General features: G+C 74.1%; 20 protein-coding genes. 5 read left to right on the plus strand and 15 right to left on the minus strand.

Translation table 11 applies throughout. The features are described from left to right. Positions 1-36 precede the first annotated feature (36 nt). Both CFP65_RS03730 and CFP65_RS03735 read right to left on the minus strand, forming a co-directional pair. Entirely contained in the window at positions 37-1353 is a 1317-nt protein-coding gene (locus tag CFP65_RS03730) for a lipopolysaccharide assembly protein LapB (protein ID WP_104820634.1), read from the minus strand. Between the two features lie 91 nt (positions 1354-1444). Next, positions 1445-2827 carry a DUF4331 domain-containing protein gene (locus tag CFP65_RS03735; protein ID WP_254552205.1) on the minus strand — a complete coding sequence of 461 codons (1383 nt, stop codon included), beginning with the start codon at positions 2825-2827 and terminating at the stop codon, positions 1445-1447. A gap of 570 nt (positions 2828-3397) precedes the next feature. Here CFP65_RS03735 and CFP65_RS03740 point away from each other — a divergent pair. Then, positions 3398-5119, plus strand: a complete 1722-nt coding sequence (locus tag CFP65_RS03740; RefSeq protein WP_254552206.1) for a high frequency lysogenization protein HflD — start codon at positions 3398-3400, stop codon at positions 5117-5119. 34 nt (positions 5120-5153) lie between these two features. Next, the gene (locus CFP65_RS03745; protein WP_104814735.1) at positions 5154-5498 is read left to right on the plus strand and encodes a hypothetical protein; all 345 of its coding nucleotides are present in this window, start codon (positions 5154-5156) and stop codon (positions 5496-5498) included. A 20-nt stretch (positions 5499-5518) separates the two neighbouring features. Here the strand turns inward: CFP65_RS03745 and CFP65_RS03750 are convergent, their stop codons facing one another. The 6 genes from CFP65_RS03750 to CFP65_RS03775 all read right to left on the minus strand — a co-directional run bounded on the left by CFP65_RS03750 (position 5519) and on the right by CFP65_RS03775 (position 15105). Then, complete coding sequence (locus CFP65_RS03750; protein WP_104814736.1) at positions 5519-5977, minus strand: TIGR03618 family F420-dependent PPOX class oxidoreductase; 459 nt, start codon at positions 5975-5977, stop codon at positions 5519-5521. 120 nt (positions 5978-6097) lie between these two features. Further along, on the minus strand, positions 6098-9811 hold the full coding sequence (locus CFP65_RS03755; protein ID WP_104814737.1) for a tetratricopeptide repeat protein: 3714 nt from the start codon (positions 9809-9811) through the stop codon (positions 6098-6100). 7 nt (positions 9812-9818) lie between these two features. Further along, positions 9819-10205 carry a toll/interleukin-1 receptor domain-containing protein gene (locus CFP65_RS03760; protein WP_158702004.1) on the minus strand — a complete coding sequence of 129 codons (387 nt, stop codon included), beginning with the start codon at positions 10203-10205 and terminating at the stop codon, positions 9819-9821. Positions 10206-10342: 137 nt separating this feature from the next. Beyond that, positions 10343-10543, minus strand: coding sequence for an antitoxin (locus CFP65_RS03765; protein ID WP_104814739.1), 201 nt, complete (start codon positions 10541-10543; stop codon positions 10343-10345). Positions 10544-10594: 51 nt separating this feature from the next. Beyond that, positions 10595-10849, minus strand: coding sequence for an MbtH family protein (locus tag CFP65_RS03770; RefSeq protein ID WP_104814740.1), 255 nt, complete (start codon positions 10847-10849; stop codon positions 10595-10597). A gap of 158 nt (positions 10850-11007) precedes the next feature. After that, positions 11008-15105, minus strand: coding sequence for an amino acid adenylation domain-containing protein (locus CFP65_RS03775; protein WP_158702005.1), 4098 nt, complete (start codon positions 15103-15105; stop codon positions 11008-11010). Between the two features lie 460 nt (positions 15106-15565). Here CFP65_RS03775 and CFP65_RS03780 point away from each other — a divergent pair, with 460 nt between their 5' ends. Beyond that, a complete protein-coding gene (locus tag CFP65_RS03780) occupies positions 15566-16387 on the plus strand; it encodes a LuxR C-terminal-related transcriptional regulator (RefSeq protein ID WP_158702006.1) in 822 nt (273 codons plus the stop codon). A 7-nt stretch (positions 16388-16394) separates the two neighbouring features. Here CFP65_RS03780 and CFP65_RS03785 read toward each other — a convergent pair whose 3' ends face one another. Further along, entirely contained in the window at positions 16395-17639 is a 1245-nt protein-coding gene (locus tag CFP65_RS03785) for an MFS transporter (protein ID WP_254552207.1), read from the minus strand. 108 nt (positions 17640-17747) lie between these two features. On the opposite strand from CFP65_RS03785, the gene CFP65_RS03790 reads away from it, so the two are divergent. Further along, positions 17748-18410, plus strand: a complete 663-nt coding sequence (locus CFP65_RS03790) for a transcriptional regulator (protein ID WP_104814743.1) — start codon at positions 17748-17750, stop codon at positions 18408-18410. Here CFP65_RS03790 and CFP65_RS03795 read toward each other — a convergent pair. From CFP65_RS03795 to CFP65_RS03815, 5 genes are all read right to left on the minus strand, one after another. Beyond that, the gene (locus tag CFP65_RS03795; RefSeq protein WP_104814744.1) at positions 18386-19003 is read right to left on the minus strand and encodes a 4'-phosphopantetheinyl transferase superfamily protein; all 618 of its coding nucleotides are present in this window, start codon (positions 19001-19003) and stop codon (positions 18386-18388) included. The genes CFP65_RS03790 and CFP65_RS03795 overlap by 25 nt on opposite strands. Before the next feature lies 1 nt (position 19004). After that, positions 19005-20120: an HAD family hydrolase gene (locus CFP65_RS03800; RefSeq protein ID WP_254552208.1), complete on the minus strand. Its 1116-nt coding sequence runs from the start codon at positions 20118-20120 to the stop codon at positions 19005-19007. Beyond that, positions 20117-21250 carry an acyl-CoA dehydrogenase family protein gene (locus tag CFP65_RS03805; RefSeq protein ID WP_254552209.1) on the minus strand — a complete coding sequence of 378 codons (1134 nt, stop codon included), beginning with the start codon at positions 21248-21250 and terminating at the stop codon, positions 20117-20119. The genes CFP65_RS03800 and CFP65_RS03805 overlap by 4 nt, the downstream gene beginning before the upstream one ends. Positions 21251-21253: 3 nt before the next feature. After that, positions 21254-21520, minus strand: a complete 267-nt coding sequence (locus CFP65_RS03810; protein WP_104814745.1) for an acyl carrier protein — start codon at positions 21518-21520, stop codon at positions 21254-21256. A gap of 74 nt (positions 21521-21594) precedes the next feature. Further along, positions 21595-22365, minus strand: coding sequence for a thioesterase II family protein (locus tag CFP65_RS03815; RefSeq protein ID WP_104814746.1), 771 nt, complete (start codon positions 22363-22365; stop codon positions 21595-21597). Positions 22366-22509: 144 nt separating this feature from the next. On the opposite strand from CFP65_RS03815, the gene CFP65_RS03820 reads away from it, so the two are divergent. Continuing rightward, complete coding sequence (locus tag CFP65_RS03820) at positions 22510-23484, plus strand: 3-oxoacyl-[acyl-carrier-protein] synthase III C-terminal domain-containing protein (RefSeq protein ID WP_158702007.1); 975 nt, start codon at positions 22510-22512, stop codon at positions 23482-23484. On the opposite strand, the gene CFP65_RS03825 is transcribed toward CFP65_RS03820, so the two are convergent. Continuing rightward, positions 23428-23718 (minus strand): MbtH family NRPS accessory protein, encoded by a 291-nt coding sequence (locus tag CFP65_RS03825; protein WP_104814748.1) that lies wholly within the window; start codon positions 23716-23718, stop codon positions 23428-23430. The genes CFP65_RS03820 and CFP65_RS03825 overlap by 57 nt on opposite strands. Positions 23719-23757 lie beyond the last annotated feature (39 nt).

A 23757-nucleotide genomic window follows, 5' to 3' on the forward strand; every position in this document is an offset into this window, starting at 1 on the left:
CGCGCCGCTCGGAGTTGACCGAAGGGCGTGACCGGATCAGGACGAGCCGGTGATCGCGATCAGGTCGGCACTGGCCCGGGGGGCCTGCAGCGGATTGAAGTACGGGTCCTCGTGGAGGGCTTCGGCGAGGTCGTCACGGGCGGCGGCGTCCTGGCCCAGAGCGCGTTCGATCTCGCCGCGGTGGTAGGCGAACAGGGCGTTGCGCCAGCCGGTGTGCCGGGCCTGGCGGGCGAGCTCGAGGGCCTCCGGATCGGCGCCCTGGCGGTGCAGGGCCCAGGCGAGGGCGTCGGCGACCAGGACGTTGTGCCGCCGGTCCCATTCGGCCCGCAGCAGGCGCACCGCCTCGGCGGGGTCGCCGTGGTCGGCCTGGTACTGGCCCATGGTCAGGTCGTCGACGACGCCGTTGGCGGCGGCGAGGCGCTGTTCGGCGTCCAGCAGCCGGTACTGCTCCTGGGCCTGGTCGGGGTGGCCGAGGGCTTGGTGGAGTTCGCCGAGTTCCAGCAGGTACTGCGGCAGCGGGACCTTGGCGATGGCGCTGTCGTAGTCCCGGACGGCACCGGCGGTGTCGCCGAGGGCGGCTTCGGCCCGGGCCTGGCCGGCCAGGGCCGGGGTGTGGTCGGGGTCGTCGGCCAGGGCCTGCCGGTATCCGGCCAGGGCTTGGTCGGGGTGGCCGGCGTTGCGGTCGAGTTCGGCGATCTGGTACCGGCAGAACGCCTTGTCGGCGGGGTCGAAGGCCCCGGCCAGGGCCCGCTGGAGAGCCTGCTTGGCCTCGTCGGTGCGGCCGTGCTGTTCGAGGTCGTAGGCGGCGCGGGTGAAGGAGGCGGTGCCCGGCTGGCGGTCCAGCAGTTGCTGCACCGCTTCGGTGGCGCCGGTGTCGTCGCCGAGCTGGGTCCGGGCGTCGGCGAGGACGGCGTAGGCCTGCCAGTGCAGCGGCGCGATCGCGATGGCCTGGTCGGCGAGGTCGCGGGCCTGGGCGAACTGGTGGCGGGCGTTGGCGAGTGCGCCCAGCCCGGTGAGCGCGTCGATGTTGTCCTTGGGCGTGAGGGTGAGCGAGCGGTGCAGCGCCTCGTCGGCCTTCGGGTAGGAGGAGGGGTCGGCGGTCAGCCGGGCCTGTTCCACGTACTCCGCGCCCAGGCGTGCCCAGACCGCCGCATCCGCCGGGGCCTCGCGCAGCCGCTGCTGGTCGGCGGTGATGGCCCGGGCCAGCGAGCCGCTCGCCACCGGTCGGCTGTCACGACGGGCGTTGTCCGAGGAGGACGGCGGCCCTCCGGGGTGTTGCTGCCACAGGCCGAGGGCGGCCAGGGCGCCGCACAGCAGGGTGGTGGTGAGTACCAGCGGAAGTCGTCGTCGCATGTCCCGGTCCCGGTAGAGCCGAAGGGTCATCCTGTGTCGGGCGGGGCGGGTGCGGCGCAGGGTCCTGCGCCGCACCCGCCCCGCGCCGGCGTCAGTGCGCCTGGTTGACGGCCTTGGCGTACGGCAGGGCGACGTACGGGAAGACGGTGCCGAACGGCTTGTCGGCGTGGTCGACCTTGTCACCGGCGGCCAGCGCCGGGATCAGGTGGCCCGGGGTGGCCCCCTCCATCACCTGCAGCGCGATGTCCACGACGTCGTCGGTGAGACGGCGCCCGTTCGGGAAGCCCTGGAAGTCCCCGTTGAGGACACCGAGGCGGTCCGGCTTGGCGGTGACCGGCGTCGACATGTTCAGGCGCAGCTCCTCGGCGGGCACGAACCGGTTGGGGTCGATGTCCTGGTTCATGAGCTGGGAGTTGAGGTCGACGGCGAGCGGGCCGTTGGCCGCCTTGGCGATGCCGGTGAGGAAGATCTCCTGGAGATCGGTGCGCGGCGTGGCCGGGGCGGGGAGCCCGTAGACGGCCTGCACGAGGTGCGGGACCTCCGGGTCGAGGACCTTGGCGACGACGGCCGGCTGGTTGTGGTCCTCCGCGGGCGGCAGCGCGTTGAACGCGTCCTTCAGGCCGGCCGGGACGACGACCTCGTTGACCAGCGGGTTGCCCAGGCGGGACACCTGGACGTACTTGCCCACCGGCTCCTCCTTGCCCGGGGAGAGCTTCATGCTCTGCTTCTCGGTGCTGGACCACACGCCGATGACGGGGTTGCGGGCCGCGTCGCCCTTGTAGGCGAGCTCGCTCTTGGGGACCTGGATGGAGAGCGTGTTGACGTTGTACCCGGCGAGGGTGTTCTGCCCGACCTCGGCCAGGTTGCCGCCGTAGAGCAGGTCGAAGACCCGCAGGTCGAGGAAGAACGGGTCGGCGGCCTGCGTGGCCACGGTCTGTCCGCCGCCCGGGAGTTGGACGGTGGCCTGGTCACGCAGCTTGCCGTAGTCCGGCATCGAGGCCTTGCCGGTGTCGGAGGGTGCGGCGGTGCCGTGCGCGACCAGGGTCTTGGGCTCGCAGTCGGGGCGCAGCTCCTGGAGGGTGTAGTACTGGTGGAAGAGCAGGGTCGGGTCGGTGAGGCTGTTCACCGGCCCGTTGTTGTAGAGGAACGTGTTGGTGCCGCGCTGGTCCTCGGTGTGGAAGGTCCAGCGGTAGGTGAGGTCGGGGCGGCCGGTGCCCTGGGAGTCGACGTTGATGTCGTAGTGCGCGCCGTCGGCCCAGGGGTAGAAGTTCGGGCCGCCGTTGGGCTCCTGGAACGGCAGCCAGTTCGCGGTGAGGGTGACGGTGTCCGGCTTGTCGGGGCTGGTGAAGGCGTAGACGTCGGTGTTGTCGACCTGCGGGTCGGCGGCGATCAGGGGCGCCTCGCGGTGGCTGGAGGCCGTGCTGGTGCCGGCTCCGGCGCCGAGCAGGGCGGTGCTGCTCAGGGCCAGGCTCATGGCGGTGAGGATCGCCGCGGTGCGCGCGGTCGAGCGCGACCGGGCAGGTCGGCGGGTGACGTTCATACGGTCGGGTTCTCGCTTCCGTGAGGGGGTGGTCGCCGGGCTGGATGATGCCTTCGGCGGCAGGTCCGGCTGAACAGCCGCTCTGGGCACTGTCAGCCGGATCCGTCAGAGGTTCGTGAAGCGGCGCGACGCGGACTGCCCGGGTCACCCGGGTGGCCGGACGACTGCACCCGGACGGCCCAACTTCGGCCGGGACCCGTGACCGCGGCCGGTGTCGGCCCTCGCGCACCGGCGCTTCCGTCAGATCACGGACCGGAGCGGCCGACTCGCACAGGCCGAGCTGCGGACTGACCCCAACTGCCAACGGGCGGTGCCCAGTCGGTCCCTCGCCGAGAGGCCGTGCGGCCATCCGGGTGACTCGTGCGGGCAGGCCGTGTCGTGGGCGGAGCGGGCGGTGTTGTGCGGCGAAGGTGTCAGGGCCGTTGCCGGTACACGGTCTGCGGCGCCGCACCCGCCAGGCGCCCCGTTCAGAGCGGCCCCTGACCGATCCGCCGGAGGCAGTACGTGGCCGTCCCCCTCTCCGTCCCCCTCTCCGTCCCCCTCTCCGTCGCCCGAGCCGGTGTCCTGCTGGCCGGCACCGTCTGGCTGACCGCAGCCGCCGCGCCGCCCGCCGGCGCACACCCGCTCGGCAACTTCTCCGTCAACCACTACACCGGCCTGACCGTGCACCCCGACCGCGTCGAGGCCCTGTCCGTCACCGACACCGCCGAGATCCCCACCCTGCAGCAGAAGCCCGAGGTGGACCGCGACGGCAACGGCACGGCGGACGACGGCGAACGAACCGCCTGGGCCGACCGGCAGTGCCGTCTGAGCGCCGACCGGCTGACCGCCTCGGCGGACGGCAGCCCCCTGGCCTGGACGGTGACCTCGGCCGCCTTCGGGTACGTGCCCGGCGCCGCCGGGCTGGAGACCAGCCGCCTGGAGTGCCTGCTCCGGGCGCCGCTCGGCCTCGGCGCAGCCGGCACCAAGCTGCGGGTGGCCACCGGGAGCGACGCGACACGGGTCGGCTGGAACGAGATCACGGCCGCCGCCGACGGCGTCCACCTCGAGGGCAGCAGTGTCCCGGCGGATTCGATCTCCCACCAACTGCGGGACTACCCGAGGGATCTGCTGGACAGTCCGAGCGGCGTCGTCGACGCCGAGTTCACCGCCGTGCCCGGCACCGGAGCCGGCCCTTCCCTCGGAGCTGGCGTGGGCGACGCCCGGGGCAGCGGGCCCACCGCCTGGCTGGCCCGGCTGGACGCGAAGCTCGCCGGCCTGGGCGCGACGCGCAACCTGACCCTGCCGGTCGGCCTCCTCGCCGTTCTCCTGTCCGTCCTGCTGGGCGCCGGGCACGCGCTGCTGCCCGGACACGGCAAGACGATCATGGCGGCGTACCTGGCCGGACGGCGCGGCAGCACCCGCGACGCCTTCACGGTCGGTGCGACCGTCACCGTCACCCACACCGCGGGCGTCCTCGTCCTGGGGCTCTGCCTGACCGCCTTCTCCTCACTCGCGGGCGACCTCGTCCTCGGCTGGCTCGGCGTCACCAGCGGCGTGCTGGTCACCCTGGTCGGCGCGGGTCTGCTGCTCGACGCGTTCCGTCGTGCCCGCAACCGCACCCACGAACACGCAGCGGCACCCGCCGGCCACCCTGTCGATGCCCCTGTGCCGGTCCTGGCGGGCGCGACCGCCGACCACGCCGGGCACCACGGCCACGAGCCCGCGGCCGGCCCGGGCCACCACGCCCACCCCCACGGGCACGACCACGAGCATGAGCACACGCACGCACACGAGCATCCCCACGGGCACGACCATCCGCATCACCATGGGCACGAGCACGGACACCATCACGACCACACCCACCGGCACGGCCTCTTCGGCCATCACCACCACCACGACGAGCCCGGCCGACCGCTCGGCAAGCGCGGCCTGATCGGGCTCGGCATCGCCGGCGGCCTGGTCCCGAGCCCCTCCGCCCTCGTGGTCCTGCTCGGCGCGGTGGCCCTCGGCCGCACCCTCTTCGGGGCCGGCCTGGTGCTCGCCTACGGACTGGGCATGGCCGGCACCCTCACCGCCGCAGGGCTGCTGTTCGTCCGGCTCGGCGACTCGATCGCGGGAGCCGCCGACCGGCCCTTCCTGCGCGCGGTCAGCCGGATCACGCCGTACACCGCGCTGCTGACCGCCCTGCTCGTCGTCACCGTCGGCATCGGGCTGGTCGTCCGCAGCCTGCCGTCCACCCTCTGAGCGCACCGCTCCCCACCAACAGGAGGTCCCGCCCGTGCCCACCGCCAGACTCCGCCGAGCGCTACCGGCCCTCTTCCTCGCCGCTGCCGTCGCCTCGCTCTGCGCCGCATGCGGCAGCTCCGATACGGGCGGCTTCGACGCGCAGCCGGCCGCGCCCTCGCCCAGCTGCCTGGAGCACCAGCGACAGAACCCGGACAGCCGCTACACAGGTGGTCAGCAGGCCGACCCGACCTCGGTCCTGACGATGATGCGGTTCTACACGGCCAACGGCACAAAGACCTACTGCGACGGCAAGCCCGCGACCACGACGGACCAGCACTGGACGCAGCTCTACCGCAGCCTGGGCGGAGACCCCTCGCATGTGGCACACACCCCGTGACCTGAGGCGCACCCGACGCACTAGCCGTCGATGTCAAGCACCGTGCCGTACAGTCGGTCCACCGTCAGGCGGATGACCACCCGGCGCTCGGCAACGAGCTCTTCGAGGAACGCGAGTTCGTCCTCGGGCCGCTCGGCCTGCGGGATCATCCCGAGTAGCTCCCGCCCGACCTCGTCGCCGGGTACGGTCGTGCTCTCGGAGACCACCGCCTCGCCTTCGGCGACGGCGAACGACCACACGTCGCCGCCCGGCACGTGCAGCGCTGCCCGCGGATCGCGCCGCAGGTGCCCGGCTTTGACCCGGTCGGCCGTCGTCGAGAACCGTATGGTGCGGGATTCGGGATCCCAGCTGTACACCATGGTGGTCAGGTGGGGGTGGCCACTGCGCTTGACCGTGGCGAGCGTGCCGAACCGGTGCCGGCCGAGCAAGGCGGAGAGGGCTTCGTCGGACAGCGGGCGAGGTGCTGGTCGTTGAGTCATGAAGTGATCAACGCCTCTGGCCGCGCAGCAATTTCCGCCACACGCCCCGAAGATGGCGCGGAGCCACGCGGGATCCTCGGTGGCCGCCGGGCCTCTGATCGGACGTCAGGTGGAGCCGCGTCACGGCTGGTGCATCCGGTGGCCGATCGCCAGGTCGCCGAAGCCCGCGTTGCCCACGATGTTCGACACGCCCACGTTGATCACCACCGCACCCCGGGGGTCCTCGTGCGCCGCCGGGCTCCCGACCCCACCCTCGAACATTCGAGCGAACTCGATCAGCGCCCGGTGCCGTCCGGCTGCGCAGAGCCGCTCGACCAGCTCCTGCCACGGCGGGCCACCCGCTGACCGGAGCAGCGCGCCGTCCTTCGGTGGCTGGTCGTCGGCGATCCGGGCCAGTTCCAGGTACCGCCCGACCGAGGCGCCCTCGGGCCCGAGGGCCGCAGCGATCCGACCACGCAGCTCCGCCCAGGTGCCCGAGGCCCGGGCCCGGACGGCCGCCGTCTCCGCCGCCACCCCCAGCCAGTAGGTGAGGCTGCGCCGGGTCTCCGCCACGTCCGGGTGGCCGGGCCCGAGCACCCGCTCGCGGTCGGACAGCAGCTCGGCCAGCCCGGTGGCCGCCGCGAACGGATCGCCCGCCTCGCCGCGCCAGACCATCAGGTTGCTCCGGCTGGTCAGCGTCACGGGGTGGTCGGGGCCGAACACCCGGAGCTGATCGGCCCGCAGCTCCTCCATCGCGGTGATGGCGGCCGAGGCGTCCCCGGCCAGCCCCCGCCAGGTGGCCAGCCCGTTCCGGGTGGCCAGCGTCACCGGGTGGTCCGGGCCGAACACCCGCAGTTGGTCGACCAGCAGGGCCTCCAGTGCCACCACCGTCCCGGCCGCGTCCCCGAGGAAGCCCCGCCAGAGCGCGAGGTTGTTCCGGGTGGTCAGGGTGTCCGGGTGGTCCGGGCCGAGCACGCGGAGCTGGCGCGCCAGCACCTCGTCCAGCACCTCCACGGCGGTGGCCCGGTCACCGGCCTGGGCCAGCCAGACGGCCAGGTCGTTGCGGGTGGCCAGGGTCTGCGAGTGGTCGGCGCCGAGCACCCGCTCCTGGTCGGCCAGCAGCGCCTCCAGCGCCACCACCGCGCCCGCCGGATCGCCCGCACTCCCCCGGAACCTGGCCAGGCTGTGCCGGCTGAGCAGCGTGCGCGGGTGGTCCAGGCCGAGCGTCCTGGTCTGGTCCGCCACCACTCCGCTCAGCTCGGCCACGGCCCCCACCGGGTCACCCGCCTCGCCCCGCCCGACGGCCCAGCAGTAACGGACGAACAGCACGTCGGGGTGGTCCTCACCCAGCTGCGGGCCGACCGCCCGGAGCAGCCGGTCCCAGTACCGCAGCGCCCAACCGTCGAGCCGCGCCTCGCGGATGCTGCCGCCGTGCCGGACGAACAGCGGATGCAGACCGCCCCGCCAGAACCGCTCGTCGGCGACGGTGAGCAGCGCCTCGGTGTTCTCCCGCAGCGCCTGGACCAGCGCGAGGTCCTGGTCGTAGGGCGGCCACTCGTCGAGCAGGGCGTCGGCCGCCGCCAGCACCGCCGCCGTGTGCTCCTGCGCCGTCATCCGGTCCCGGGTGACCCGCTGCACCAGCTGGTGCACCCGGACGGTGCCCCGGCGGTCGCGCTCCAGCGTGACCAGGCTGAACCGGTTGAGCGTGGTCAGGGCCGACTCCGGCCCGCGCCCGCCCTCGCACTGCAGGTACTGCTGCGCCGCCGGGCCGGAGAGCACGGCCCGCGGGATGCCGCCGCCGGCGAGCATGGCGGCCATCCGCAGCAGGGCGCCGGCCCGCCCGCCGGTGAGCTCGTCGGCCCGGCGGACCGAGACCGTCCAGGTGTCGGCCACACTGGACCGCTGGCCGTCAGGGAGTGCGCCCGACTGAGGCAGCACCGACTCCAGGCGGCGGCGCGCGTCGGCCAGCAGCACCAGGTAGTCCGCACAGCTCATCGCCCCGTCGATCACGAAGGCCGCCGCCTGGGCGAGGGCCAGCGGCAGGTGGCCCAACTCCGCGGCCAGTCGGTGGAACACGGCCGGTGGATCGCTCAGGCCGTACTCGCCGAGCCGAGCGGTGAGGTACGCCACCGACTCCTCCGGCGTGAAGACCCCCATGTCCAGCACCACTCGCCCGCCGCCGGTGAGCTGCGCATCGCGCCGCCGGGTGGTGACGAGCAGTCGGCCGCCGGCCCGCTCGGGCGGCCAGAGGCCGATGAGGTCAGCGGGATCCGCGAGGTCGTCCAGCACCACCAGCCAGCTGACCTCGGTGGTGGCGAGCCAGTTGAGGAACCACCGGGCGGCCGACCGGGGCCCGCCGTCCCCCGTCCAGCCGAGTTCGGCCGCCACCTCGGCGTAGCAGCTGACCACGGCCTCGCGGTTGGTCGCGCTGCCCCAGACCAGCAGCTGCGCCTCACCCCGGTCGGCCGCCTGCTGGGCCAGCCAGGCCGCCAGCTGCGACTTCCCCACCCCGCCGATGCCGCTGATCACCAACGCCCGCGCCTGCGCCCGCGCCAACAGATCCGGACGGCTGCGGAAGCTCCCCGCGAGGTGCGGCACCACGCCGATCCGCACCGGGCGCGCGGTCTCCGACCGTCCGAGCCCGGCCGCCGGATCCGGCGGCTTGCGCAGGGTCACCGTGACGAACCCCTCCGCCGAACGCACCGTGGGCTGTCGGACGCCCTGCTTCGTGCAGTCGGCCAGCGCGGTGGGCAGGCCGCTGCCGTCGCCCTCGACCAGCCAGGTCCAGTACAGCATCCGGGCCAACTGGACGTTGCGCTTGACAGATTCGCCGATCAGGGTGTCCAACTCCACGGCCGGGGCGCCCGGCTCGATCGGGCGGCCGGTCCAGCTGCCGGGGCTGGCGATCTCCAGTCGGTCCTCGAAGATCCGGACGTGGACGTGCACGCCGTGCGCGGTGTAGTCGCGGTGGACCAGCGCATTGGCGATGAACTCCCGGACGGCGACCATCGGGTAGGGGTGGTAGGGCTGCGACCGCGCACCGTCCGGGGTCGGCCGCTCGCCCTGCCGGGTCTGCTCGGCCACGAAATCCCGGACGCGGTCGATGAGTTCGTGGACCCGGCCCTCCAGCAGCACCGTCTGCCGGCTGGCCGACTTGTCCAGGCCGTGGTAACGGCTGCACAGCACCACCGAGTTGAGCCCGCTGGGGGCCAGCTGGAGGGCGAAGAGCAGCGCCCCGGTGAAGGTCAGCGACCCGCCAGTCCAGAGCCCGGCGCGCTCCAGGAACTCCCGGGGCGTCAGGCTGCCCGGATACGCGGCGGCGGCCTCCGGCCGCAGGTTCTCCCGGAAGGCCCGCAGGCTCTCGTGGTCGAACTCGGTGAGGCCGCTCGGCGCGTCCAGGTGGTGCCCGTTGGGCGGGGTGGCCCCGGCCCGGGCGGGCGCGGTCAGGTCCGGCGGCGGTGGCACGGGCGGGAAGCGAACCCGTAACGCCGCCACCAACCCGTCCAGCGCGCCGGCCGGGTCCTCGAAGTACCGGGCCACCGCCGTGGCGGGAGCCAGCTTCCGTACGTCCGCGTCGCGGTCGATCTGCACCACGAAGAGCCAGCCCGTGCCCTTGATCTGAGCGGCGTTGGCCACCGAGGACGGCCAACCCTCGCGCACGGCTCCCCGGGTCGCGCAGAGCACCACCGGGCAGCCCTCCTCCAAGGCCCCGGTGGCCGCCTCCACCAGCGAACTGCCCACCAGGACCGTGGAGTCGGACACCACCTCGTACCCGGCGGCGCGCAGCGGCGCGGCCAGCAGCTCGGCCAGCCCGTCCTCGCCGGCGGCGGCCGCGATGTAGACCACCTGGTTCATCGTCCGGCTACCGCAGCGCGCGGTCCAGCTCTTCGACCCCGCGGGCCCAATCGGCCACCAGGTCGGCATACTTGAGATCGGCCAGGATGGCCGGCGGGCGGCCGCCGGTCAGCCGCGCCGGGAGCAGCTTGACCGCCTCGCCCTCCAACTGCCGGGCCAGGGTGGACATCCACTCCCGGCTCATCCAGGGCGCCAGCACCCCGGCGTCGGAGTAGCAGACCACCACATGGGTGGCCACGGTCAGGCCCTCGTCCATCCAGCCGACGACGGAGTCGCCGATCTTCACGTCCAGCACGTCGAGCTTGATCCGGTGGCCGCGCGCCACCAGCTCGGCGCCCAGCTTCTCGGCCTCCGCCGAATCCGCCCCACGGTGGCTGATGAAAACCCCTGCCAACGCCCTGCCTCCCGCCCGCCCCGTACCACTGCGCCCGCCCCCGGTGCCGGGCAGCTTACCCGCTCGGCGGACGCCGCGAAGCCCCTCGGGAGCGGGGCGCCCGAGGGGCTTCGGTGACACCTACGGCGGGGTGGGGCTCAGTTCGCCGGGGGCTGGGTCTGGTCGGGCGGCGGCTGGTTGCCGAGCTGTTCGTTGATCTTCTGCTGGGCGGTGTCCACCTGACTGGCGTACTTGCCGTCCGTCCGGGCGTCGAAGGTGTCGCCGGCCTTCTCCACGCCTTGGCGGGCGGTGTCCTCGTGGCCCTTCAGCATTTCCTTGAGCTTGTCCAGCATCGACATGGGTCGTCCTCCCTGTACGGGCTTCCGACCTCCAGGATCACCAGCCTGCGGTCATCCCGCATCCGCAGCGGCTCCGGCACCCGTCGCCGCACCCGCCTCGGCGGCCATCGCCGCCACCAGGCTCGCGGGGCGCAGGTCGGTCCAGTGCTGCTCCACGTACGCGAGGCAGTCGGCCCGGCTGGCCTCCGCCACCCGGGTCTCCCAGCCCTCGGGCACGGCGGCGAACACCGGCCAGAGCGAGTGCTGGCCCTCGGCGTTGACCAGGACGCGGAACCGGCCGCCCTCCTCGTCGAACGGGTTCGACACCTGTGTTCCCCTCCCCAGCGTGGGCGGCCCGAGCGGGCACTCCGCCCACGCTAGGAGGGGCCGCCGCCGGTCGGCAAGGGCGGACCGGCGGACGGCAGCAAGCTGCCACCCGGCTCGCCCGCCCCGCCCGCCCCGCCCGGTCAGCCCGGTCGGCCCGGTCAGCTCGGCGCCAGCAGGGCGGCCAGGGCCGGGCCGATCGTACGGAGCGCCGCCGGCGAGACCATGCCCTGGTGGGTGCAGTCGACCGGGGTCTCGGTCAGCGGCCCGGCCACGAACGGCTGCCAGAGCGCGGCGGTGGGGCCGCCCGGCGGCCGGTCCTGAGTGGCGGTGAACAGGTGCAGCGGCCCGCGGTAGATGCCGGGGCGGTACTCCCGGCGCAGCTCCCGGTGGTGCCGCAAGGCCCGGACCACACGCGGGAGTTCGTCCTCGGCGAGCCCGTCCAGACCGCCGACTTCCGCGGCGATCCGGGACACGTCCCCGTCGGCGGCGAGTGCGGCGAGCAGGCGGTCGGCCTCCTCGTCGTCACCGGGGAGGTCCAGGCGGCGACCCTCGCCGTCGAAGGCGGGGTACGCGTCGAGCAGGGCCAGCAGCTCGACCTGTTCGCCGGCCGCCTGGAGCTGGACGGCCATCGCGTGCGCGACCACCCCGCCGAAGGACCAGCCGAGCAGCCGGTACGGCCCGGTGGGCTGGACGGTCCGGATCCGGGCCAGGTAGTCGGCGGCCATCGCGTCCACGCTGTGCGGCAGCCGGGCGGCCGGCGCGAGCGCCCTGGCCTGCAGGCCGTGCAGCGGGACGGCCGGGTCCAGGTGGCGCAGCAGGGCGGTGTAGCTCCAGGCGATGCCGCCGCCGGGGTGCACGCAGAAGACCGGGGCCGGCCGGCCGCCCTGCGGCGGGGCGAGCTCCCCGGCGCGGCGGCTCCCGGCGAGGCCCGGCCCGCTGACGCCACTGCTGCCGGTAGCCCCGGTGCTGCCGGTGCTGCCGGTGCTGCCGGTGCTGCCGGTGCTGCCCGGGCCGCCTGCGTCGCCCGTGCCGCCGGCGGCGCCTGCAGCGCCTGCCCGCAGGGTGAGCAGCGGCTCGAAGCTCTCCCGGTCCCGCTCGGCCTCGAGGCGGCGGGCCAGGCCGGCCGGGGTGGGCTGTTCGAACAGGTCGCGCAGCCGCAGCTCGGTGCCGAGGGTGTCGGAGATCCGTCGGGCCAGCCGGGCGGCGAGCAGCGAGTGGCCGCCGAGCTCGAAGAAGCCCTCCTCGGGGCCGACCGAGCCGCGCCCGAGCGCCTCGGCGTACAGGCCGCAGAGCAGCTCCTCGACCGGCCCGGCCGCCGCCCGGCTCGCCGCCGTGCCGTCCGCTGTGCCGTCGGCCGGCCCGGGTGCGGGCAGGGCCGCCCGGTCGAGCTTGCCGTTCGGGGTGAGCGGCAGCGCGGGCAGCACCAGCACGGCGGCGGGCACCAGGTACCCGGGCAGCACCGCGCGGAGCCGCTCGCGCAGCGCCCCGCCCTCGGGCGTGGCGCCGGGGGCGGGCACGGCGTAGCCGACCAGGCGGCGGTCGCCCGGCCGGTCCTCGCGGAGCAGCACCACGGCCCGGGCCACGGCCGGGTCGGCGGTGAGCGCGGCCTCGATCTCGCCGGGCTCGATCCGGTGGCCCCGGAGCTTGACCTGCTGGTCGACCCGGCCCAGGTACTCCAGCTCTCCGTCGGCCCGCCGCCGGGCCAGGTCGCCGGACCGGTACATCCGGGCGCCGGGCGGCCCGTAGGGGTCGGCCAGGAACCGTTCGGCCGTCAGGCCGGGCCGCCCGAGGTAGCCCCGGGCCAGGCCGGCCCCGGCCAGGTAGAGCTCGCCGGGGACGCCCGGCGGGCAGTGGTCGAGCGCCGGGTCGAGCACGTACAGCCGGGCGTTGGCCTGCGGACGGCCGATCGGCACCGGGCCGTCGGGCAGCTCGGCCCCGGGTGGCAGCCGGTACTCGGCGCAGTTGACGGTGGACTCGGTGGGGCCGTAGACGTTCCGCACCTCGGCCTGCGGGTGCTTGAGCCGCCAGACCCGGACCGCCTCGGCGGTCAACGCCTCGCCGCCGAGCAGGAGTTGACCGGTGGGCGAGTACTCCTCGGGGGCGTCGGCCAGCAGCGGGAGGTGGCTGGGGGTGGCCTTGAGGAAGGTGCAGGGCGGCAGCGGGCGGGGGTCGGTGAGCGAGCCGAGCAGCACCCGGCCGCCGAGGGTGAGCGGGGTCCAGAGCGCGGTGACGGTGAGGTCGAAGGAGAGCGAGGAGGGCAGCAGCGCCGTCCCGGCGGCGGCCGGGTAGGCGGCGGCGCACCAGGCGAGGTAGTCGGAGAGCGCGGCGTGCTCGATCAGCACGCCCTTGGGCCGGCCGGTGGACCCGGAGGTGTGGATCACGTACGCGGGGTGCCGCGGTGCGATCCGCGCCTGGGCGGCCGGCGGGCCGCCCGGCTGCTCGGCGAGCCGGGCCACGGTCTCGGGTGCGTCCAGTCGCAGCACGGGCACGCCGCCGGGAGCCCCGAACGGAGCCTCCACCCCGGAGCCGGAGCCGGAGCCGGAACCGTCCCCGGGCCCTGCGGCCGTGAGCACGAGCACGGGCCGCGCATCCGCCACCATGAACGCCAGCCGCTCGGCCGGGTAGGCCGGATCCAGCGGGAGGTAGCCGCCGCCCGCCTTGAGTACGGCGAGCAGGGCGACCACGGCGGCGGTGGATCGCGGCAGCGCGACCGCGACCAGCGTCTCGGGGCCGACGCCGTGCTCGGTCAGCAGGTGGGCCAACCGGTCGGCCCGGTCGGTCAGTTCGGCGTAGCTGAGCTCGCCCTCCGCGTCGGCGAGCGCCGGGGCGGCCGGGGTGCGGGCGGCTGCGGCGTCGATCAGGTCGGGCAGGGTGGCGGTGGCGGGCGGGGTGACCGGGCCGGTCGAGGCGGCGGTCAGACGGTGCCGCTCCTCGGGGCCCAGCAGGTCGAGCCGGCCGATCGGCCGCTCGGGGTCGGCCACCACGGCCCGGAGCAGCCGGAGCAGCTGCCCGGCCACCCGCTCGACCGTGGCGCGGTCGAACAGGTCGGTGGCGTAGCGGAGTTCGCCGTCGAAGCCGGCCGGGGTGCCGTCCGGGCCGAACCGCTCGGCCAGGGTGAGGGTGAGATCGAACTTCGAGACGGCCGCGGCGATCGGGAGGAACTCCACGGCCAGGCTATCGAGTCGGTACTCCGGGCCCAGCGGGTCCTGCTGGAAGGCGAGCAGCACCTGGAAGAGCGGGTGGCGGGCCAGCGTGCGGGCCGGGTTGACCAGCTCCACCACCCGGTCGAAGGGCAGGTCCTGGTGGGCGAAGGCCTCCAGGGTGGAGCGCCGTACCCGGGCGAGGAGTTCGGTGAAGCCCGGGTCGCCGGAGGTGTCGACCCGCAGCACCAGGGTGTTGACGAAGAAGCCGCAGAGCTCGGCCAGCATCTCGTCGGCCCGCCCGGCGGTGGGGGTGCCGATCGGCAGGTCGGGCCCGGCGCCGAGCCGGCTGAGCAGGGCGGCCAGGGCGGCCTGGCAGACCATGAAGGTGCTGGCCTGGCCCGTCCGGGCCAACCGGGCCAGCGCCTGGTGGAGTTCGGCGTCCACGGTGAGGGCCACCGCATCGCCCTGGTGGGAGGCCACGGCCGGGCGGGGGCGGTCGGCGGGCAGGGTGAGCCGGTCGGGCAGGCCGGCGAGCCGTTCCTGCCAGTACGCGGACTGGCGGCTGAGCTCGCTCTGCGGGTCGCCCTCCGCGCCGAGCACCTCCTGCTGCCAGAGCACGTAGTCGGTGTACTGCACGGGCAGCGGCTCCCAGCCGGGGGCACGGCCGGCCCGGCGGGCGGCGTAGGCGGTGGCCAGATCGCGCAGCAGCGGGGCGGTGGAGACGCCGTCGGTGGCGATGTGGTGGATCACCCAGACCAGCACCGCCTGCTCCGGCCCAAGCTCGAGCAGCGCGGCCCGGACGGGTGGTTCGGCCGCCAGATCGAAGGGCTCGGCGGCGAATTTGGTCATGTGCTGGTCAAGACTCTCCGCCGGGACGGAAAAGGCCTCGAACGGCACCGGACCGGGGGGCAGCACTTCCTGCCACGGCACCCCGTCCGCCTCCGGGTAGCGGGTGCGCAACACCTCGTGCCGCTCGGCCAGATCAGCCAGGGCGGCCGCCAGCGCGGCCCGGTCGAGCGGGCCGGTCAGGCGCAGCGCGAGCGGCACGTGATAGGCCGTGCTGCCGCCCTCCATCCGGTCGATCAGCCAGAGTCGCTGCTGAGCGGACGACAACGGGACCACACCGACTCCCCTCCCTCGGCCGAGGCCGTCACCGGCACCGACCACCACGAATTATCTGCCACCGATACATCTCTCGATGGTCTTTACCGCACCGCCCCCGATGCACCCCGGGCGACCTCCGAAACCCCGCCCGCCACCCCCGCGACGGGCCGCTCCGGATAGCCGGAGCGAAACCATCCGAGATGCTGCCAGTCGGCGGGGTGCATCGCAAGGCTTGATTGTGGCCGCGGCGGTGCAATCGGTTTACTTCGTTTCCCGTCCGCCTTGGCCGGGCAGGCTCCTGAGGCTCCCTCAGCCGTCGTACCTGCGGCCCGATGAGGGTACGACGGCTCTCGACGGCCAGGCTGGTTCGCGCATAGTCTTCACCCGGGGACGGTTCCGCAGCTGTGTGATCCGCAGCTGTGCCCCACCAGGGAATCCCAGGCTTGGCGAACTTTTCGAGAGGTCTCCCGTGTATCACACCGTGGACGGAAATCGGATTCATCCGACCGCCGGATTTGCCAGCGACGAGGCGATAAGCCGTGCGCAGGAAATCATCGGCGAGGCGCTGAATTCGTACCGCCGGCAATCCTCGCAACTCGTCGCCACCATTGATTCCGCCACCACTCCGGCCATTCTCCGGGAGGCGATGGAGCAGCGGCCGGCGGGCCAGCTCACCCTCCACGTGGTGGGCGGCCCGGTGGTCGAGCTCACCAGTCAGGAGACGGCCGAATTCCCCGTGTTCGTCCGTCGCGAGGTGCTCGGCCGGGGCCACGCGCTGCGCGTGCTCCAGCACCGGTCGGCGGCGCTGGACTGGCGCCACCGCCAGCAGCTCGGCCGGCTCGCGGCCGAAGGTGTCGAGGTCAGGGTGGCGCCGGGGCTGCTGCCCAGCATGGTCGCGCTCGACGCCGACCTGGCCGTCCTCCAGGTCGCCGGCCAGGACGGCCGGCCGCAGTCACTGCTCGCCCGGGGCGAGGCCGCCGCGGCACTGCACCAATTCCACCGCGCCCTCTGGGACCAGGCATTGGAACTGACGAGCATTCATCGAACACCTGCCGCAGTGGTGCTCGACGAGACCCAGTCCAAGGTGCTCCACAAGCTCTGCGCGGGCATGAAGGACGAGACGGCGGCGCGCCAGCTGAACGTGTCCGTGCGGACGTACCGTAGGCATGTTGCGTCGATTCTGAAAAGCCTCTCCGTCGGCTCGCGTTTCGAGGCAGGGCTCAAGGTGGCCGAGCTCGGTCTGGTGAATTTCCGGCATATGCATGACCTTGAGACCGGCTCCGCGGGCTGACCTCCCGTCAGCTCTCCTCGCCCTCCCAGCGCGCGGCCCGCAGCGAGCGGCTGAGCGTCACCGGGACGAGGCAGCCGGCCAGCAGCACCGCGTAGAGCACCAGCACGGCGGAGGGCGAGAGGTGGTCGAGCAGCAGACCGCTGCTCATCATCCCGGCCGGCATGCCCATCATGAACGCGGTGATGGTCGCGGCGACCACCCGGCCGCGCACCTCGTCCGGCACCCGCTGGAAGATCAGCACGTCCACCATCACCTTCAGCGCCGGGATGCCGAGCGCCGAGACCAGCAGGGACAGGAAGACCGCCACCGGGCCGCCCGGCAGCAGCGGCCCGAGCAGGCAGGGCACCAGCACCCAGCTCGTCGCGAGCAGCAGCTTGCCGGGGCCCATCAACCCGTGCAGCCGGGTCACCAGGAACGCGCCGAGGATGCCGCCGACCGCCTCCCCGGAGAGGGCCAGGCCGATCCCGCCGCTGCTGGTGCCGCCGTCGCGCATCAGCACGATCACCGGCAGCAGCACCGCGGCGGCGACGATGTTGATCGCCATCGAGATCAGCAGGGTGGAGCGGAGCAGCGGGGCCGCGGCGATCAGCCGGAAGCCGTCCAGCGCACCGCCGCGCTCGCGCGTGGTGGCCGTGCCGGGCCGGCCGTCGAACCGCACGGCGCAGGCGGCCAGGAAGGAGAGCAGCGAGCCGAGCGCGGTGCCGACGAACGGGGTGATCCGGCCCACCGAGAGCAGCCAGCCGGCCAGCGGCGGGCCGAGCAGCCCGGCACCACTGGACCGTGCCTCGTCCTGGGAGAGCGCGAGGCGCAGCTGCTCCGGGGGCACCACCGAGCGGAGCGCGATCATCCGGACCGGCCCGCCGTAGGCGATCGCCCCGCCGACCGAGATGCCGGCCAGCAGGGTGTGCCAGACCGTCAGGTGGCCGAGCGCCAGCGCCGTCACCACCGAGAGCGTCACGCAGAACCGGAAGCCGTCGGCCGCCATCAGGATGTGCCGCCGGTTGCGCCGGTCGGCGACCACCCCGCCGTGCACCCCGAGCACCACCGTGGTGGCCAGCTGCGCGGTGCTGAACGCCCCGGCCACGGTGGCCGATCCGGTCATCGCGAGCAGCATCAGCGGGTACGCCGTGTCGGCGATCCGCGCCCCGAGCATCGAGGAGGCCGCCCCTCCCCAGAGCACCTGGAACCGCCAGTTCCGCCGCAGCGGCACCAGCTCCTCCGCCGCGCCCCGCTCCACCCCGACCGCAGTCACCCGCTGCCTCCCCAATCGTTCACGTCAATCGCACCATTCACGCTTTCGTGAATGGTGGCAGAATCGAGAATGTTTGCACAAGAGTTGAAGCTGTGGCTCAATGGCCCGATGGACCACCCCACCCCGCCCGCACCGGGCATCCCGGGCGCCCCTGGCGCACCGGGCGTCTCGGCCCTCCCGGCGGGAGAGCGCGAGGTCGCCGACGTCGAGACGCTCAAGGCGCTCGCCGATCCGCTCCGCCTGGCGATCCTGCGCGTCCTCACCGGGGCCGGCCCCGAGCCGCTCGCCGTCAAGGAGATCGCGGCCGCCCTCGGCGAGGCCCCCTCCAAGCTGTACCGCCACATCCGGCAATTGGAGCAGACCGGGCTGATCACGGTGGCCGCCACCCGGCTGGTCTCCGGCATCCTGGAGAGCCGGTACCTGGCCGCCCAGCGCTCGCTCCGGCTCTCCCGCGAGTTCCTCGGCCCCTCGGCCGAGCACCCCGAGGCGCTGGACGCGCTGCTCGCCGCGATCGACGCCCACCGGGCCGAGTTCCGCGCCGCCGCCCTGGCCGGCCGGATCGACCTCGGCTCGCCGGCCGCCGAGACCGCCGGGCCGACCAGCGCCTTCGCCCACGCCACGCTCAGGCTCGCGCCCGACCGGCAGCTGGAGCTGACCCGCCGACTCCGCTCCGTCCTGGCGGAGTTCCGGGCCGAGGAGGAGAGCACGAGCCCGGACGCGGTGGAGGTCACCCTGTTCAGCCTCCTCTACGCGGCCCGGGCGAAGGACTGACGGACCGTCACTTCACTCTCGTCCTCGGTCACCAGGGACGCCGTGAGGCCGGTCGGAGCCGCCAGCGGACGGGCCGACCAGCCGGCGCTCTCCGGCGGCAGCGCGCCGCCCAGGCCGAGGCCGGCCGCCTTCAGGGTGGCCTCGTACCGGGTCCAGGCCCGTAGGAAGACGGCCTCCCGCCGCTCGGGCGCCGACTGCTCCAGCGCCAGCGCGGGCAGGAACCGCCGTGCCACGGCGTTCAGTTCGCGACCCTGGCCGGCCAGCTCCAGGTCCACCCCGAGCACGGGGCCGGCCCCCACCGCGAGCACCGCCCACTCCCCCGCCGCCGAGACCGAGAACGCGGGCGCCCCGGGGACTTCGGGACGCCCGGCCGGCCCGTGGCGGAAGACCAACTCGGCCGGAGCGGCCCCGGTGTAGCCCGCCAGCACGGACCTCAGGGCACCCCGCCGGCGGCGGAAGGCGGCCCGGACGGCTGGTTCGGTGATCCGCCCGGCCCGGGCCAGCTCCGCCGCCGAGAGGGCGGCCGAGCCGAGCCAGTGCGAGCCGGGGGCGATCCACCAGAGGTCGACCGTGCCGGGCGGGGGTGGCCGCACCTCAGAGCTCCGACCGGAGTTCCAGGTGCGCGGGCACCGTCGGCGCCTTCTCCCCCCGGTGCTCCAGCACGATCAGTCCGTCCTCCTCCCGGACGGTGCGGAAGCCCGCGAACCGGTACGCCACCTGCATCGGCCGGTTGCGGTCGGTGGGCACGAACTCGCCCTGCAGGCGCACCCCTTCGGCCATCGCCCGGGCGATCACGTGCTGGAGCAGCACGGTGCCGGTGCCCCGGGACATCACCCGGCAGGAGACCAGCAGCAGCTTGAGCGTCCAGAGCCCGGCCGCCCGCTCGATCAGCACCAGGCCGATGGTGCCGTAGTCGCCGAACCGGTCGGCCAGCTCGGCCACCAGCAGCAGGTGGCTCTCGGACTCCCGCAGCTGGTCCAGCTCGGCGGCCGAGTAGGTGTACCCGGTCGCGTTCAACTGGTGGGTCCGGACAGTGAGTTCCTCGGCCCGGGCGAGGTCGCCGGGCCGGGCGTGCCGGACGGTGAGCCGCAGGCCCAGGGTGGCCAGGAACTCCTCGGGGGTGCCGGTGTGCTCCTGCTCGGCGTCGGTCCGCCGCAGGTCGGTCCGGTACTGCTGCCGCCGCCAGGAGCCGTCCGGCGCCCCGGGGGCGGCGGCCAGGTCGGGCCGGCCCAGCAGGTCGGCGGGCTCCGTGTACTCGGCGGTGCGCACCTGCGGGTGGGCGCGGCCCACCTCGGCCTGCTCGAACGGGTCGTCGTCGAGGAAGAGGAAGCTGTCCAGGCCCAGGTTGAGCGCCTCGGCGATCCGTTGCACGGAGGCCGACTTGGCGCCCCACCCGATCTGCGGCAGCAGGAAGTACTCGGCCAGCCCGAGCTCGGCCAGCCGCGCCAGCGCGGTCGCCTCGTCGTTCCGGCTGGCCACCGACTGCACCACCCCGCGCGCGTCCAACTCCCGGACGGCCTCGGCCACCCCCGCCCGCAGCGGCACCGCGCCGTCCTCCAGCAGCACCCCGTCCCAGACCGTCCGGTCCAGGTCCCAGACCACCACCTTGACCCGCTTCACGCCGTCCGCCGCCACCGCTGCCGCCCTCCCCTTCGCCTTCTCGTCCCTCATCGCCGCTCCGTGCTCGGTCACCGCTTCGTCGGCCGTCACCTCAAGCCACCGCCGGCGCCCGCGTGGCCGAACCGGCCGATCGTCGTCTGACTGATCTCGTTGCTGCCCTCGATCACTTCCATCACCTTGGCATCCCGGAAGTACCGGGCCACCGGGCTCTCCGCCGAGCAGCCGAGCGCGCCGAGCACCTGGACGGCGTCCCGGGCGGCGTTCCCGGCCGCCACCGAGGCGAAGTACTTGGCTTCGGTGGCGGCCATCGGGGCGTCCGGGCTGCCCGCGCCGATCAGCTCGCCCGCCCGCAGCGTGAGCAGCCGGCCGGCCCGGGCGGCCACCACCATGTCGGCGAGCATCCGCTGCACCAGCTGGTGGGCGATCACCCCGCGCTCGGCCGCGTGCGCGGCCGCGGCCTCCAGGCAGCCCTGGACGATGCCGATCGAGCCGGCCGCCACGCTGTACCGGCCGAGGGTGAGCGAGGAGACCGTCAGGTACGGGTGCGCCCGGCCCTCCGGGCCGACCAGCGCCTCGGCGGGCAGCCGGCAGCCCTCGAAGCACAGTTCGGCGAGCATCGCGCCCCGGGTGCCGAGCATGCCGGTGATCGGCGCCACCGTCAGCCCGGGGGTGTCCCGCTCCACCAGCAGGGCCGAGACACCACGCTGCGTCCTGGCGAACACCAGGTAGAGATCGGCCAGTTGGCCGAAGCTGATCCACTTCTTGGTGCCGGTCAGCTCCCAACCCCCCTCCACCGCCTCCGCGGTGGCGGTCACGGCCGCCGCGTCACTGCCCGCCCCGGGCTCGCTCAGCGCGAAGGCGGCCAGCCGCTCCCCCGAGGCCAGCCGGGGCAGCCAGTGCTCCCGCTGCCCGGCGCTGCCCCAGCGGCGGATCGTGTCGGCCACCATGTCGTGCACGGTGAGCAGGCTCCGGGTGGCCGAGCAGGCCCGCCCGAGCTCCTCGTGCAGCAGCCCGTAGGCAAGCGGGTCGAGCGCCTGGCCGCCGTACCGCTCGGGCAGCAGCGGCGCCAGGCACCCCTCGACGGCCAGCTTCTCGAACAGCACGCGGTCCACGCGCTCGGTGCGGTCGTGCTCGGCGGCCAGCGGGGCCACCAGCTCCTCGGCCAGCCGCCGGTAGGTCGACTGCCGCTCCGCCAGGGCGGGTTCGGGTGTCAGGCGCACGGCTTACCGTGCCCCGCCGCTTGCGGTCTTCGCGCTCACGAAGGCCGTCACCGCGTCCACCGAGCTGAAGTGGGCCAGCTCCAGCTCGTCGTTCTCCACCGTGATGCCGAACCGCTCCTCGACGAAGGTCACCAGCTGGGCGGCGAACAGGGAGTTGACCAGCCCGGCCGCGAAGATGTCCTCGTCGTCGGCGAGTTGGCGGGCCAGGCTGCTGCTGAGGTACGCGCGGGTGCGCTCACGGATCTCGTCCGGGCCGAGCACGGTGGTCATGGGGGCCTGCTTTCGGGTCACTGGGGTGATCGGTCGCTGGGTCGGGTCTCGGAGTCAGGAGGTCGGTCTCCGGGTCACTCGGTCAGTGTGGCGGCGATGCCGGTGAGCACGACCCCGGGCTGCTCGAACAGGTAGAAGTGGCCGCCGGGGTGCACCGTGATGGTCAGGTCGGGGCCCTCGTACTCGGCCCACTCCTCCAGCTCGGCCGGGCTCACCACCGGGTCGGCCCGGCCACCGAGCACGTGCAGCGGGAAGGGCAGCGGCCGCGGGGCCGGCCAGACGTGCCGCTCGACCAGCCCGAGGTCGGACCGGATGGTGGCCAGCACCCGGCCGACGTACTCGGTGTGCCGCAGCAGCTCCGCCGGCAGGCCGCCGGTGGCCCGCAGCCAGGCGGTCAACTCGGCGTCGGTCTGCGGCCGTTCGCGGGTGGCGGCCAGCTGGGGCGGCCGGGCCGCCGAGACCAGTACGGCGGCGGGCGCCGGCAGCCCCCGCCGACCTGCCTCCAGCGCGAACTCCAGGGCCAGCAGGGCGCCGAAGCTGTGGCCGAACACCGCGTAGGGCACCGCGAGTTCACCCGCCAGGGCGTCCAGCAGCCCCGCCACCAGCTCGGCCACCGAGGCGGCGTACGGCAGGCCGGCCCGGGTGCCGTGGCCCGGCAGCTCCACCGGCACCAGCTCGAACCCGGCGGGCAGCACTGGCCGCCAGGGCGCGAAGGACCCGGCCGAACCGCCCGCGTGCGGCAGGCAGAGCAGCCGCAGCCGGGGCACGCCGTTCGCCAGCCGGCCCACCACCCAGGGGTTGCCGGTGGCCTCCGGCTGCTCGGCGGGCGCGGTCCGCAGGTTCATTCGCACGGGTTCTTTCGATTCGACGGGACGGTATTCGGCAGCCGGGCATTCGTTCGCGCCGCATTCGGTCGGCCGATCCGCCGCTCTGGACGCTCGATTGACCGGCGTGCGAGGATGGCGGCCGTCCGAGGAGAGGGGTGCATTGTGGTCGGAATTTCGGAAATCGTCACGGTCCTGCCGGAGAAAAGCATCGGGTTGGCCGAGGTGGCCGAACGGGAGCAGCTGCCCGAGCTCGACCGGGAGATCCTGGCCAGGCTCGGCATCGAGACGGTGGGCGAGGCCGAAGGCCGCCCGGCCACCGAGCTCGCCGCCGAGGCGGCCCGCCGGCTGGTGGCCGGAGCGCCCGCGCCACCGGCCGCCTTCCTGCTGGTCGGCGGCCGCCACCCAGAGCTGCTCACCGCCTCCGAGGCGACCAGGGCGCAGCGCGAGGCCGGGATCAACTCCGGTCTGGCCATGGGTGTTTCGGAGCTCGGCTGCGTCTCGGTCTCGGCCGCCCTGCTGGTCGGCCGCGGGCTGCTGGCCGCCGATCCGGCGCTCTCCGAGGTGGTGCTGGCCCACGGCAACCGCCCGCCCGGCCCGCGCCGCTACCGCCGCCCGGTCACCGTGAACGGCGACGGCGCGATGGCCATGCGCCTCACCCGGGACGGCGCGCTGCGCATTCTCGACCTGACCCTGGAGACCAATGGGGATTACTGGGACCTGTTCAAGGTGGAATACCTCGACCGGCCTTTCGCCGAATGGCAGGAGACCTGCTCCGACCCGCGCCGGTACTCCTTCTCGCTCGCCGTGGAGAGCAAGAAGCGATTCGCCAGGATGAACGAGGAAATCCTGGGCAGGCAGGGGCTCGGAATGGAGGACGTCGATCATTTCGTCACCCAGAACCTCTCCCTCGGTGCCTTCGATTTCTACGAGCAGTCCTTCGACGTCTCCCTGGCCCGGGCCTGCCGGGCCAACCTGCGGGCCCACGGCCACGTCGGCTCCACCGACATCGGGCTCAACCTCCGGGCCGGGATGGCTTCGGGTGAGTTCCGGGTGGGTGACCTCGTCCTGGTGATGAACAATTCACCGGTCGCCGCCTGGAGCAGCATGCTGATCGAGGTGACCGGCCCGCTGGGCTGAGCCCGGCAGACCGGCCGCCTCCGCCTGCGCCCGCGCGGCCATCGCGCGGCGCAGGCTCAACGGCCGCATGTCCTGCCAGAGTTCGTCCACATGGGCCTGGCAGGCCTCGCGCGGGCCGGAGTAGCCGGTGGGCCGCCAGCCGGCGGGCACCTCCCTCACCTCCGGCCAGAGCGCGTACTGCTCCTCCTCGTTGACCACGACCTGGAAGTCGCGGCGCGGCGGTACGGTCTCCAACTCTCCACCCTCCACGGAATCTCGGCCCTGCTCCCGCCC

The sequence above is a fragment of the Kitasatospora sp. MMS16-BH015 genome, from assembly GCF_002943525.1.
Taxonomy (GTDB): Bacteria; Actinomycetota; Actinomycetes; order Streptomycetales; family Streptomycetaceae; genus Kitasatospora.